The following is a 13,726-nucleotide window of genomic DNA, read 5'->3' on the forward strand; positions in this document are numbered from 1 at the left end:
TGCGTTGCGCCTCCAATCGCCTGCAGCAAGGCGCAAAGCGCAGCCCGTATGTCGATACGGGCAAGCTTTGTAACGCAGCGGCAGGCGATTGGAGGCGCAACCCATTCAATGAATAAATATCCTTTGATGGGACGAGCTATTGGGGTTCAGGACGTCGTTGCTCCTCCCTTATGTGCAGAGAGCACACGGCGGTCGTCCCGCCTAGCCCTGAACCCCAATAGCTCGTCGCAGCCCACCCAATGAGTGTTAACAGGCCCTAGTTACTGCTTGGGCTCGGTGCTTTCTTCGGCCGGCATCGATTTGACGGACTCGCCCTGATCGTCCTTGGCCGGCGCAGGCTTCTGTTGCACGCTCGGCTGACCGACGACGAACGGGATCGAGAAGGTACGGTTCAACGCCGAGCCGGCGATCTGGGTGTTCACCGACGCGGTGATGTAGAACACGCCGGTGCGATCCGGCAGCACCGAGATCGTGTGTCGGTAGGGCTTGCCCGCCTCCACCGCACTGAAACTGGCGATCAGGTTGCCAGCGAGCGTGATGCCATCCATGCCGCTGAGCTTCGCCTCCATGGAGTCGACGCCGGCGCTGGGAATGAAAGCCACATCGAGCTCGGTGGGCACGCCGAGGGTCGGCTTGCCGCTGAACTCGTAGCGGATGTTGACCGCCGCACCCGGCTTGCCGTCACCGACCGCTCTGGCGAAATTAGCCGTCTCATCCTTGGGTGCCGCCGCTACCGTCGGCTTGGTCGCCGCAGGCGCCGCCGGCACGGCCGCTTCCGGCTCGGGTTCGGAACTGCAGGCTCCCAGCAGAACGAGCGTGGCCATCGGCCAACAAACCAGCAAACGCCGTGGTGAAAGGTTCATCCTGTTCATGCCTCTATTATGACGCGCTCGAACACACCGCCCGTCAATCATTTGTTATCAGCTACCGGTGACGCTTACGGTCATGCAGCGCGGGGGTTGATTGGTACCCGTGAGCGCGTAGTCGAACACGTCGATGACGTAAGTTCCCGCCGGCAACTGCTGCCCTGAAATCGTTTCAACGCCAGCGTTCGAGCTGACGCCGGGCGGCAACGCAGCTTCACCGCGCCGGAACACATAGATGTCCGGATCGGTCGCCGCCACCGTGCCGACCGTAGCCGTCGCCCCCTGAGCCTGGATGGTCACCAGCCGGGGGGCATCGTTCACGAAGCGGAAGAACCGGTGATTGCCCAGCTTGTTCGGAATGCCATCGGTGATCGCATCCTTGCTGCCCGCGACGGAACTGCTGCAGACGCCGGTCTGCGGCTGATTCAGCACGAGCTCCCCGTAAACCGGCAACGCACGGGGATCGCCGCCATTGTTGGTCTCTCCTGCGCCAAAGGCGTCCGGGTTGCTGGCGATACGCTGAGCGCTGAGCAGGCCGGCGATGCCCGCTGCCGAACCCGCATTGCGCGTGCGCAGCGCCGAGGCGAACGAGTAGATGCTCGTCATCGCGTCGGTATTGACTTGATCCAAGGTCATCACCGTGTAGATCGGCGTGAAGCCCAGCGCGACGGTATCGCCGGGTTCGGTGCCCGAGTCGAACACATCCCACAGGAACTGGCCGACCGAAGCTTCCGAGAACCAGCCCGGGTTCACGACCGGGTCGCTTTCGAGATTGAAGCCGAAGTCCCCGCTGATGCCCCGCGTAGAATCGCGGTACTGCGGATCGTTCAAAGCCATCGAACCGAACGCATTACCCCAGCCTTCGCCGAAGGCGACGCGCAGATCCAGACGGTCGCCGAGGCCGTGCTGCCCCCCGATGGAATCCGAACGGCTGAACTGGTCTTCAAAGTAATGACCGAATTCATGTGCGATCACATGAGCGTCGTACTCATCCGTATCGCCATTGCCGCTGCCGTAGAAGCCAAGAATATAAATGCCATCCGGCACGGGGCGGCCCGGATCCGTGCACTCGTCGATCTGGCCGACACCGTAGAAGGACGTGATGATGTCGCCAGTATCGGGACAGAACGGCGTGGCCGCCTTGTTGTCCTCGCTCCAATACAGATTCAGCGGTGGAAACTGCGCGGTTGAATTGGCGCCGAGGATGAGCTGTTTGGCCTGATACACGGTATCGAGAATGGCGAACGGCGCGGCGCGGCGGCCGGCGTTGTAACCGCTGCCATTCCAATCCGACGGGGCTTTCAGATTGCGAGTCACGGCGGTGGTGCCGCTGTTGAAGGTGGCGCCGTCCAACACGTAGACCGCATCGCCCTCGGTGTTGTCACGAACCGCGAATGTCCACGTCGGCGCGCTGCCGCTTTTTATCATCTCGGCACGCGCACGGATGAACATGTTGGTGTTCGCGGGGACCGAGAACGAGAAATCGCCATTGGCGTCGGTAGTCGTCGTGGCCACGGAGCCGCCAAATACTGCCTGCACGACGATTTCACGCGCCGGCGACTCCACCGGATTGTTCGGATTCAGACCCGCGCCGAGCGTGCTGGAGAACACCAGGCGGTCGAACGTGATCTTGCCGCTGACCGTGACTCTGGCGCCATTGCCGCCGCCATTGTTGCCGCCACCGTTTCCTGCGCCAGGGTCGTAGCCCCCGCCGCCGCCGCATGAGGCTAGCGCGGTGAACCCGGCCAGCGTGGCGAACAAGCGAGCGAGACGGGAGAATTCCTGCGGCATTGGTTCGATTCCCGAGCGCCCCTGACGGGCGATGTTTGCGATGCTCAAAAAATATCCGTAACGGCGATGGACTCGTGCCCGGATGAGCACACGCGCTGCCCTCTGGCGCGGGACGCTATCACAGCGTCCGGACTGCAAAAAGTCGACGCGTTCGCATTCCCGATTGACGCAACCGCGCACCTGTGTCGCATCACGATGCGACACGCAGTGCCATTCAGCAGACGTTCAGCGCAGATCGAGCGGCCCCTCGGCGATCGCAGCCAGCTGTTCGCGCAGCGACAGCACTTGGTTCTCCCAGTAGCGCGGCTCGACGAACCAGGGAAACGCGGCGGGAAAGGCTGGGTCGGACCAGCGCCGCGCCAGCCAGGCCGAATAGTGAATCATGCGTAACGTGCGCAGGCTCTCCACCAGCACCAATTCGCGATAGTCGAAATCGGAGAACTGCGCATACCCTTCTAGCAGTTGTGACAACTGCTCCCCCATGTCATTGCGGTTGCCGGACAGCAGCATCCACAGATCCTGGATGGCCGGCCCGGTCATACAGTCATCGAGGTCCACGAAGTGCGGCCCTTCGTCAGTCCACAGCACGTTGCCCCGATGACAATCGCCATGCAGGCGCAGCTCCGCCATGCCGCGCGCGCTATCAAATGTTTCACTCACTGCGTCGAGCAGATCGCCGGTCAATGACTCATAGGCAGTTTCCAGATGCGCCGGGATCCAGCCATTGTCGAGCAGGAACTCACGCGATTGCTCGCCCATGCGCTCGATGTCGACGCGCTCGCGATGACGAAAGCGCTGCCGCCGGCCGACCATATGAATGCGTCCGAGAAACCGTCCCATCCATTCACGCTCGGTGGCCGTGCCAAGTTCCGGCCAACGCCCGCCGCGGCGCTCGAACAGCGCGAAACGAAAGCCCTCGTATTCGAACAGCGTGTGCCCGTCGCGCACCATTGGCGGCACCACCGGTACTTCGGCCGCGGCCAACTCCAGCGCAAAGCCATGCTCCTCATGGATTGCGGCATCGGACCAGCGGCCGGGCCGATAGAATTTCACGATCAGCGGCGCGCCCTGCTCCATGCCCACCTGATAGACACGATTCTCGTAACTATTCAGTGCCAGTGNCAGGATGCGGCGGTCGGGAAATCGCGGCCAAAGCGATTTCCACGGCGGCAATGATCACGTCGGGCGTCAAACGGTCGTACGGATGCGGATCGGGTCTGGGCATGAAAGTCGGTACTGATGCACTCTCGCGGTGCCAATGGTGACCGGCAGCAGTGACTGAAGTCCATTGCAGATTGTCTTGCTGTCGGGTTCGAGCGACGCGTGCCCATGAATGACCTACTGTGAGCTACTTCGTGGAGCACAGCTGCTAGAATCGCCCGGACGTTCTTTTCATTGGATCAACATCACCTATGACCATCCTCGTCACCGGCGGCGCCGGCTACATCGGCAGTCACGTGGTTCGGCAGCTTGGCGAACGCCAGGAAAAGGTCGTGGTGCTGGACAATCTGTCCACGGGCTTCCGCTCGGCGGTGTTGCATGGCGAGCTGGTGGTGGGCGATACCGGCGATCGCGAGCTGGTCAGCCGCATCCTGCGCGAGCATCGCGTCGAAACCATCATGCACTTCGCGGCTCACACCATCGTTCCAGAGTCGGTGTCCAATCCGCTGAAGTACTACGGCAATAACACTTGCTCGACGCGCAACCTGTTACAGGCCAGTCAGGAAGCCGGCGTCAAACATTTTGTGTTCTCCTCCACCGCCGCCGTGTATGGCATCCCCGAAGGCGGTGTCGCCTCGGAAGACAGCCCGACGCAACCGATCAATCCCTACGGCACCTCGAAGCTGATGAGCGAATGGATGTTGCGCGATCTGGCCGCGGCCACGCCGCTGCGCTATGTGGTGCTGCGCTATTTCAACGTCGCCGGTTGCGATCCGGGCGAGCGCATCGGTCAGTCGACCATCAAGGCGACGCTGCTCACCAAGGTGGCGGCTGAAGCCGCAGTGGGCAAACGTCCGCACATTTCCATCTTCGGTACCGACTATCCGACCGCCGATGGCACCGGGGTGCGCGACTACATCCACGTCGAAGACCTGGCCAGCGCCCATTTGAAAGCGCTCGATTACCTGCGCGCCAATGGCACGTCCGTGACCCTGAACTGCGGCTATGGCCATGGTTACAGCGTCCGCGAGATGATCTCGACCATGAATCGTGTGACCGGCCAGCCGCTGAAGACCATCGAGGAGCCGCGCCGGGCCGGCGATCCGCCGTCGCTCATCGCCCGCGCCCAGCGGGTGCGCGAAGTGCTCGGCTGGGTGCCGCAGCATGACGATCTCGAAGCCATCGTCCGCTCGCAGCTGGCCTGGGAACGGCGCCTGCAACTGGACCCCGGTCTGCAGAAAAACTAACGGCCGGATGCGCTCCCGTGGGGCGACCGCTGAAGCTGGCATGAGACCGGCCCTGCAGTCGCCCCTGAGATCGCCCCGGCAATGACACGGATGCCATCTCCTTTCGCTGCACATCCCGCGCATCGCGGGCAATCCGAGCGCTAGAATCCGCCACCATGCGTCTGCCTCGCCCGAGCTCACTGAACAGCCTGATGCTGACCGGTTTCGCGCTGGTTTCCATCCCGCTGTTGCTGGGGGTGGTCATTGCCGCGACCAAGGTGCGCAACCTGTCGGAGGCAAGCGCAACCCTGGTCCGCAGCGGCGTGCAGACCACGCACTACACCCAGCAGCTGTTTCAGCAGATCGCGCCCATCGAGCGCAGCGCCAAGCTATATCAGGTGCTGAACGATCCGGGGCTGCTGGAGGTGTATGGGGATAGCCGCGAACGGCTGCTCGCGACGCTCTCCAGCATCGAGACGGTCGCCGTCGATCAGGAGCACGCGGTACAGCTGCGAGCCATTCGTACTTCGCTCCGGCGCATCGACGCGGCCCTGCAGTCGCCGGCGCCGTCGCCGGAAGTGATTCGCGACGCCGTGGATTCCATCCAGCCCATGTGGCAGGCAGCATTCGCGCTGTCGGCGGCCACCGGCGAACAGGTCGAGACCGGTCTGTCCCGGCTGCAGCAGTCGACGGCCGATACGCAGAAATATCTGTTCTGGCAGTCGGCAGTATTGATCCTGCTGACCGCGATGCTGGTGGGCGTGTTTACATTCCTGCTGATGCGGCCGATCCGCCAGATCGACCTGGCGATCAGCCAGCTCGGCAAGGGCACGTTCTCCAGGTCGATCGCGGTCCGGGGCCCGGTGGACCTGGTGAATCTCGGCCGGCAGCTGGAGTGGCTACGCGTGCGTTTGCTGGAACTGGCGCAGGAGCGCAATCGATTCCTGCGACATATGTCGCATGAGTTGAAGACACCGCTTGCCAGTATTCGCGAGGGCACGGAACTGCTGATGGATGGCGCGGTCGGTGAGCTGGACAGCGCGCAGCGGGAGGTCACCACCATTCTGCGCGACAATGGCATCAAGCTGCAGCAGCTGATCGAGAATCTGCTGGAGTTCAGCGCCTGGCAGGCACGACACTCGGGGCTGGAGATCTCCGAGTTCCGGCTGCGGCCGCTGATCAAATCGGCCCTGGAAACGCATCAGCTGACGCTGCTCGCGCAGCGGGTGCACCTGGACCTGAAAGTACAAGATATCGAGCTGCGAGCGGACCGGGCCAAGCTGAAGTTGATTCTGGATAACCTGCTGTCGAACGCGCTCAAATACAGCCCCCGGGGCGGGACCATTTTCATTCATGCCAAAGCGGACAAGGATCAACTGGTGCTCGATGTGGCCGATACCGGACCCGGCATTTCCAAGGACGAGCGCTCCGCGATTTTCGATGCGTTCTATTCGGGCAGCGCGCCGGTCTCCGGCCATCTCAAAGGCACTGGCATCGGCCTGTCGGTGGTCTCGGAGTTCATCCAGGCTCACGGCGGCTCCATCGAAATCCTCGATGGCATGTTTCCTGGCGCCCATTTCCGCGTCCGCCTGCCTCTGGCGCCCGCGCTCGAAGGCGAGCCGGCGTAGCGGCGCATGATGAAAATCAAACACACCCTGAGGCTGCTGTCCGTGTGTGCCGTGGCGCTGCTGTTGCAGGGCTGCGAGATCGCCGAACAATTACGCCGCAAATCGGAGGCCAACTCCGCGGCGTCGAGCGCGCCGCTGGCACCCGCGCCGTTGAGCGGCAACATGCCGGCCTATCTCGACATCATGAATAGCCTGAGCACGCCGGATCCGGCGCGCCAGGCCGATTTGTTTTATGAAGTCGAGCGTGAATATACCCGCGCTCCGACCACGGCGAGCACGCTGCGATATGCCGTTGCATTGGTGACCCCCGGCCACCCAGCCAGTAGTCCCTCCGAGGGCAAACGTTTGCTGGAAACGCTGCTGGCCACACCGGAACGGCTCACGCAGGACGAACGCACGCTGACCGCGGTTTTGCTGCATGAAACCGATGTTAGATTGAAACTTGAGGCGGAAAATCGTCGTTTGCTTGCGACACTCGACGACCGCAGTCGGTCGCAGGCAAACTCAGATAAGCGCATTCAGGCGCAGATCGAAGAGAACGCACGTCTGCGCCGTGCTCTCGCTGAAGCCCAGCAGAAGCTGGACGCGATCAAAGAAATCGAGAGGTCTATCATTGAACGCAGTCCCACGGCCCCTGGCAATCGCGATGCCACCCCAAGTGAAACGCAAAGCCCGCCTGCTAGTCGTTGATGACGATCCTGGGCTGCTTCGGCTGCTCACGATTCGTCTGCGCGCCGAAAATTACGAAGTCGACGCGGTAGAAAGCGCCGCCGCCGCGCTCGCCGCGCTGGCTCGGGTCCGGCCGGATCTGGTGATCACCGATCTGCGCATGGACCAGATGGATGGCATCGGGTTGTTGAAAGAAATTCAGAGCCGCGCCCCCGGCCTGCGCGTCATCATCCTCACCGCCCACGGCACGATTCCAGATGCGGTCCAGGCGACTCAGAGCGGCGCGTTCGCGTTCCTCACCAAACCGGTCGACAAGCAGGAACTGCTCGATCAGGTGCAGAAGGCCCTGAAGGTGTCCGGCTTCGCCGATACGACCGAAGACTGGCGCAGTGAAATCATCACTCGCAGCGCCGTGATGGAAGAGCGCATGGCGCAGGCCCACATGGTCGCCGGCACCGACGCCCGCGTCATGATCACGGGCGAAAGCGGCACCGGCAAAGAACTGCTGGCGCGCGCCATTCACAAGGCCAGCCCGCGTCGTAACCGCCCGTTCGTTGCCATCAACTGCAGCGCCATGGCGGAGAATCTGCTCGAAAGCGAGCTGTTCGGTCACGTCAAAGGCGCGTTCACCGGCGCCATCCGCGAGCACCGCGGCCTGTTCCAGGCAGCCGATGGCGGCACGCTGCTGCTCGATGAGATCGGCGACATGCCGATGCGTCTACAAGTGAAGCTGCTGCGCGTCCTGCAGGAAAATCAGGTCCGCCCGGTGGGCAGCACCGACGCCACGACGGTCAACGTCCGCATCATCTCGGCGACTCACCGCGATCTGAAACAACTGATCATGGGCGGTCACTTCCGCGAGGATCTGTACTACCGCTTGAACGTCGTGCACATCGAAATGCCGTCGCTTGCGAAGCGTCGCGAGGACGTGCCGCTGCTGGTGTCGCACTTCCTGGAGAAGGTTGCACAGGAGACAGGCGAGCAACGTCACATCTACGCGCCGGAAGCAGTTGAATTGCTGGTCAGCGCGGATTGGCCGGGCAACGTGCGTCAGCTGGAGAACGTGGTTCGCCAGAACGTCGCGCTGGCTACCAGCCCGATCATCAGCGCGGAGCTGGTGCAGGCTGCGCTCGGTGGCGGTCCGACTCGCCTGCCCTCGTTCGACGAGGCGCGCGATGAGTTCACCCGCAACTATCTGTCGCAGATTCTGCAGATCACCGGCGGCAACGTGAGTCAGGCGGCACGCCTGGCGAAGCGCAACCGCACGGACTTTTATAAGCTGCTCGCGCGTCATCAGCTGACGCCGGAAGATTTCAAGCAGCGCTAGAGTCCCAAGGGGCTGCTTGCACGGCAGCCCCTTTTTCCTTCAGTTCTCACTCCGCCGGGGCCACGGATATCAGCTCTCCTTTCGGGCTGTCCGTGAGCACATACAACAACCCATCCGGCCCGGTTCTCACGTCACGAATCCGCTGCTTCAACTGCGTGAGGATGCGCTCCTCCTTGACGACCTTCTCGCCTTCCAACTGCAGTCGCACGACCATGCCGTACAAGCCACCGGCAAACAATTGCCCGTGCCATTTCGGAAAGCGATCGCCGGTATAAAACGTCAGACCCGAGGTCGCGATCGACGGCACCCAGTAATACACCGGCGGCTCGATGCCGACCCGCTCCTGACCGACGCCGACCTTGTCGCCGTTATAAGCAATCCCATACGTCACCAGCGGCCAGCCGTAGTTCGCTCCCGGCTTCACACGATTCAACTCATCGCCGCCCTTCGGCCCGTGCTCCGTGGTCCACAATTCACCCGTGTCCGGATGTAAGGCCGCGCCCTGCACGTTGCGATGGCCGTACGACCAGATCTCAGGCTGTGCCCCTGGCACCAAAAGAAACGGATTGTCCGGTGCGGCGCCGCCGTCCGGCTGCAAATGCACGATCTTGCCGAAATGCGTTTCCAGATCCTGCGCTCGAACCGCGAAGTGCTTCAGCTGCCGCTCGCCCAATGTCACGAACAACGAACCATCGCGTGCAAACACCAATCGGGAGCCAAGGTGCCCCTGGCTCTCGACGGCCGGCAGCTGACGAAAGATCACCTCGACGTCGCTCAACCCAGTAGAGCCCAACTTGGCCCGCGCCACGGACGCGCCATTGCCTCCGTCGCGGGGTTCGGCATACGAAAAGTAGATCCGGCGGGACTGAGCGAAATCCGGCGCGAGCACCACATCGAGCAGACCGCCCTGCCCGGCCGCTGCCACCTTGGGCACTCCCTGCAATGGCGCTGAAACATTCCCCTTCGCATCGATGATGCGCAGGCGCCCGGGTCGCTCCGTGACCAGGAACTTCCCATCCGGCAGGAATGCCACGCTCCAGGGATGTTCCAGTCCGGTGGCGACAGTTGTCACACGCACCTTATGCAATTCGGTATCGAACACCCGCGCGGTGTCGGCACAAACGGCGCCGGACGCCAATACGAACATCAGGACGGTTCCCGCCCGGATACCTGAGCCTTTAGGCTTTGCCTCCACTGCTGGCATAGACTCCCGCCGCCTCTATCACCAAAAACACGATTATGGCGTCAATCATCGGTGCAATGCTGGTTCCTTCGGGACTCGCGTACCTATTGTTCGCGCTAGGCCTGCTCGCTGCCCTCAAGCAGCGCTGGCGCAAGCTCTCCTGGGCGCTGCTGGCCGTCTCCGGCGCCATCACCATGGTGTTCTCGACCGGTAGCGTCGCGACGGCGCTGCTCAGCCCACTCGAGTATGAGTACCCGGCCATCCACGAAACGCGCCCCCATCAGGGCATCAAGCACATCGTGGTGCTGACCGGCTACGCCGCCGACGATCCGGATATGCCGCTCACCGGACGAATGAACTGGGCGTCGGCGTATCGCGTGATGATGGCCTTGCAACTGCAACATCGCGGCTGCAACGCGTGCGACGTAATCGTCTCCGGCGAGCCCACCGCGGCCAAGATCATGGGCGAATCCTTGATTGCGCTCGGCTTGCCGAAGGAACGGCTGATCCTCGAAACCGACTCGCTCACGACCGCCGACAGCGCGCAGAACCTGCAGTCCATGCTGCGGGAGCCGTTTTTCCTCATCACCTCCGCCGGACACCTCCGGCGCTCGCTGGCGGTGTTACATAAGCAAGGCCTGCATCCCGTACCCGTGCCCACCGACTATCAAGGACCGAAGGATTGGCGCGACGCCGACGAGCATCCCTCGCCGCAGTCGCTCATGACCTCGGACCTCGCGGTGCACGAATACGTAGGAATGCTGTGGTATCGGCTGAAAGGTGCAATCTAACTTCGCCATAATCGGCCGTTTTTTTGCTTCAAGGTAGATTCGAATGGACCAAGTACCCGCCCGCACCCATCGCGGTCGCCCTCTGCGCGGCCTGCTGATCGGCCTGCTGTTCTCCCTCGCCTGCTCCGTCCAGGCTTCCATGAATACGCCCGCCTCCGGCAACAAACCGCTGGTCATCATTGGCGCGTCGTACGTGCAGGAATGGGAGACCCCGGAGCTGCCCGGCTATTCCGTGACCAACCAGGGCGTGTGCGGCCAGAGAACCTCGGATGTGCTGGCCCGCTTCGTGCGCGATGTGATCGAACTGAAGCCTCACACAGTGCTCATCTGGGGTCACAGCAACGACGTGGTTCGCTCCAAGCCGGAGCACATGGCTGTCACCAAGAGGAAGGCGAAAGAGAACTATGAGGCGATGATCGAACACGCTCGCGCCGCCGGCATCCTCCCCATCCTGGCGACCGAGCTCACCATTCCAATTCCCGACACCTTGCCAGAAAAGCTGATGAGCTTTATCGGCAGCGTGCGTGGCAAAGAGGATTATCGCGTGCAGAAAAACACCGAGATCAAAGCGCTCAATTCCTGGCTGCGCGACTTCGCCAAGGCCGAGAACATCCAGCTGCTGGATCTGGAGGCGGCGCTCGACTCCGGCAACGGCACGCGCAAGATCGAATACACGCGCGATGACAACAGCCACATCAGCCCCGAAGGCTACGACGCAATCACCAAGTTCGTGGTTTCTCAGCTGACCTGATGGAGCCGCCGATGCCAGCCGCCAGCGCTGGCATCGGTTGAAAGACGCGCTCGAGCTTCGTGATAATCGGCTGCTCTGCAGCTGCATGGCAATCCCATGGTTCACGTGCTACCCCGCATTTTTCGACTGCGCGCGCTATCGGGCGCGCTGCTCTGTCTGCTCTTCTCCCTCGCCTGCGCCACCCAAGCTCCCATGAATCCGACTGCCTCCGCCAACCGACAAATGGTCCTCATTGGCGCCTCGTACGCCCAGGAATGGCAGAACCCGAAGCTGCCGGGCTATGACGTGACCAACAAGGGCATCGGCGGCCAGGAGAGCTCGGACTTGCGCGCTCGCTTCGAGCGGGATGTGATCGCGCTGCAGCCCGACACCGTGATGATCTGGGGCCACTACAACGACGTGGTGCGCGCCAAGCCGGAGAACATGGCCGCTGCCAAGAGGAAGGCGCAAGAGAACTATCAGGCCATGATCGAGCAGGCCCGCGCCGCGGGTATCACGCCCATCCTGGTGACCGAGCTCACCATTCCGATTCCGGACACGATGAAAGAAAAGCTGATGAGCTTCATCGGCAGCGTGCGCGGCAAGACCGATTACCGCGTGCAGAAAAACACCGAGATCAAAGCGCTGAACGGCTGGCTGCGCGACTATGCCAAAGCGCACAACATCAAACTGTTGGATCTGGAAAAGGCCCTCGACTCGGGCAACGGCACGCGCAAGGTCGAATACACGCGCTCCGACAACAGTCACGTCAGTCCTACGGGCTACGACGCGATCGCCAAGTATGTGGCATCTCAGCTGATCTGAGACCCGCCCGAATGAGAGCCGCCAGCTCGGCTCTCATTCTCCAGCTGATCGAACCTGCGCTGCATGCGCGACGTCGGCGAGCATCCCTCGCTGCAGTCGCTCATACCCTCACAGCGCGGCGATGCATTAAGTACATGAGGCGACTCTGGCATTGGTCCAAACGCGCAATCTACGCGTTCGCGTTAGTCCCCCGTTGCCGCTTCAAGGGAGAACCCATGTATCACGTGCTGGCTCGAACGCATCGGCTCCGCGATCTGTGCGGTGCGCTGATTTGTCTGCTGTTCTCACTCGCCTGCCCCGCCCAGGCTTCAATCAATGGCAATGCGCCTGCCTCCGCCAACAAAAGTCTGATCATCACCGGTGCCTCGTATGCCCAGGAATGGAAGACCCCGGCGCTACCGGGCTATACCGTGATCAACATGGCCTCCTGCGGCCTGATAACCTCGGAAGTGCGCGCCCGCTTCGAGCGCGATGTGATCGAGCTGAAGCCCGACACGGTGCTCATCTGGGGACATAGCAACGATGTGGTCCGCTCCGAGCCGCAGGACATGACCTCCACTAAAAAGAAAGCACAGGAAAACTATGAGGCGATGATCGAGCAGGCCCGCGCCGCCGGCATCACCCCGATCCTGGCGACCGACCTGACCATTCCGATTCCGGACACGATGAAAGAAAAGGTGCTGAGCTTCATCGGCAACGTGCGCGGCAAGACCGATTACCGCGTCGAGAAAAACACCGAGATCAAAGCGCTCAATGCCTGGTTGCGCGAATATGCCAAGACGCACAACGTCAAGCTGCTGGATTTGGAAAGGGCCCTCGCCTCGGGCAACGGCACGCGCAAAGTCGAATACACGCGCAAGGACAACAGTCACATCACCGCCGCGGGCTACGAGGCGATCACCAAGTACGTTGTTTCTCAGATGACCTGATGGCTCGCACGGATGCGAGTCGCCAGCTCGCGACTCGCATGCTCCAACTGATCCAGCACTCGCTGCGCATGCGCGTCATCGAGCTCATACGGATCGGCAATCTCGACACCGCCCGGCCCGAACGCGCCCAACCACACCAGTTTGGAATGATCCGCGCCGAGATCGTCCAGCGCGCCCCAGTTGTGCCGATCCATCAGCACGATGATATCGGCCCACTGCACATCCTCGGCACTGATCCTGGACGACCGATGCGTCGACAGATCGATGTTTCTGGCGCGACTCATGGTCACATGACGCTCGGGAGAAGAGCGGCCCACGACGCGATGAAATCCGGAGCTGCGCACTTCGATCTCGGCCGGCAGCAACAGGCGCAAGCTGGTCCCGGCAAACGGTGAACGATAGATGTTGCCATAGCACACGACCAGGACGCGCTTGATGCCGCCTTCCTGGACGCGAGCGAGCGAAGCATCACGCGCAGCGGCCAACGCACGCTTGGCGCGCAACCGACGACGCAGAGCTTGATAGAGTCGAGCGATCATTTAGTGGGCACCCAGCGGCATGATGCGCGATTTGGGCCCGCGATGAAACGACCGAAAGCGC

13 protein-coding genes are annotated in these 13,726 nt (G+C 62.1%); 8 read left to right on the plus strand and 5 right to left on the minus strand.

What is annotated here, in order from left to right:
• Positions 1–260: 260 nt before the first annotated feature.
• From D0550_RS32430 to D0550_RS36250, 3 genes are all read right to left on the minus strand, one after another.
• The gene (locus D0550_RS32430) at positions 261–824 is read right to left on the minus strand and encodes a hypothetical protein (RefSeq protein WP_116813331.1); all 564 of its coding nucleotides are present in this window, start codon (positions 822–824) and stop codon (positions 261–263) included.
• Positions 825–920: 96 nt separating this feature from the next.
• Entirely contained in the window at positions 921–2,705 is a 1,785-nt protein-coding gene (locus D0550_RS32435) for a hypothetical protein (protein ID WP_153067454.1), read from the minus strand.
• A 177-nt stretch (positions 2,706–2,882) separates the two neighbouring features.
• Positions 2,883–3,734, minus strand: a complete 852-nt coding sequence (locus D0550_RS36250; protein ID WP_422664266.1) for a serine/threonine protein kinase — start codon at positions 3,732–3,734, stop codon at positions 2,883–2,885.
• 335 nt (positions 3,735–4,069) lie between these two features.
• Here D0550_RS36250 and galE point away from each other — a divergent pair, with 335 nt between their 5' ends.
• From galE to D0550_RS32460, 4 genes are all read left to right on the plus strand, one after another.
• On the plus strand, positions 4,070–5,065 hold the full coding sequence (gene galE, locus D0550_RS32445) for a UDP-glucose 4-epimerase GalE (RefSeq protein WP_116813333.1): 996 nt from the start codon (positions 4,070–4,072) through the stop codon (positions 5,063–5,065).
• A 155-nt stretch (positions 5,066–5,220) separates the two neighbouring features.
• On the plus strand, positions 5,221–6,672 hold the full coding sequence (locus tag D0550_RS32450) for a sensor histidine kinase (RefSeq protein ID WP_116813334.1): 1,452 nt from the start codon (positions 5,221–5,223) through the stop codon (positions 6,670–6,672).
• Positions 6,673–6,678: 6 nt separating this feature from the next.
• On the plus strand, positions 6,679–7,362 hold the full coding sequence (locus tag D0550_RS32455) for a hypothetical protein (RefSeq protein ID WP_116813335.1): 684 nt from the start codon (positions 6,679–6,681) through the stop codon (positions 7,360–7,362).
• Positions 7,331–8,668 carry a sigma 54-interacting transcriptional regulator gene (locus D0550_RS32460; protein ID WP_241520989.1) on the plus strand — a complete coding sequence of 446 codons (1,338 nt, stop codon included), beginning with the start codon at positions 7,331–7,333 and terminating at the stop codon, positions 8,666–8,668. Before D0550_RS32455 ends, D0550_RS32460 begins: the two co-directional genes overlap by 32 nt.
• A gap of 46 nt (positions 8,669–8,714) precedes the next feature.
• Here D0550_RS32460 and D0550_RS32465 read toward each other — a convergent pair whose 3' ends face one another.
• Positions 8,715–9,815 carry a PQQ-dependent sugar dehydrogenase gene (locus D0550_RS32465; RefSeq protein WP_116813337.1) on the minus strand — a complete coding sequence of 367 codons (1,101 nt, stop codon included), beginning with the start codon at positions 9,813–9,815 and terminating at the stop codon, positions 8,715–8,717.
• Between the two features lie 92 nt (positions 9,816–9,907).
• On the opposite strand from D0550_RS32465, the gene D0550_RS32470 reads away from it, so the two are divergent.
• The 4 genes from D0550_RS32470 (at position 9,908) to D0550_RS32485 (ending at position 13,126) form a co-directional block, all read left to right on the plus strand.
• Positions 9,908–10,642: a YdcF family protein gene (locus tag D0550_RS32470; protein ID WP_116813338.1), complete on the plus strand. Its 735-nt coding sequence runs from the start codon at positions 9,908–9,910 to the stop codon at positions 10,640–10,642.
• A 43-nt stretch (positions 10,643–10,685) separates the two neighbouring features.
• Complete coding sequence (locus D0550_RS32475) at positions 10,686–11,393, plus strand: GDSL-type esterase/lipase family protein (protein WP_116813339.1); 708 nt, start codon at positions 10,686–10,688, stop codon at positions 11,391–11,393.
• Between the two features lie 192 nt (positions 11,394–11,585).
• Positions 11,586–12,197: an SGNH/GDSL hydrolase family protein gene (locus D0550_RS32480; protein WP_161966195.1), complete on the plus strand. Its 612-nt coding sequence runs from the start codon at positions 11,586–11,588 to the stop codon at positions 12,195–12,197.
• 215 nt (positions 12,198–12,412) lie between these two features.
• A complete protein-coding gene (locus D0550_RS32485; protein ID WP_161966196.1) occupies positions 12,413–13,126 on the plus strand; it encodes a GDSL-type esterase/lipase family protein in 714 nt (237 codons plus the stop codon).
• On the opposite strand, the gene D0550_RS32490 is transcribed toward D0550_RS32485, so the two are convergent.
• Positions 13,114–13,665: an arsenate reductase/protein-tyrosine-phosphatase family protein gene (locus D0550_RS32490; protein WP_116813342.1), complete on the minus strand. Its 552-nt coding sequence runs from the start codon at positions 13,663–13,665 to the stop codon at positions 13,114–13,116. The two genes, D0550_RS32485 and D0550_RS32490, sit on opposite strands and share 13 nt — an antisense overlap.
• Positions 13,666–13,726 lie beyond the last annotated feature (61 nt).

This window comes from Steroidobacter cummioxidans (assembly GCF_003104955.1).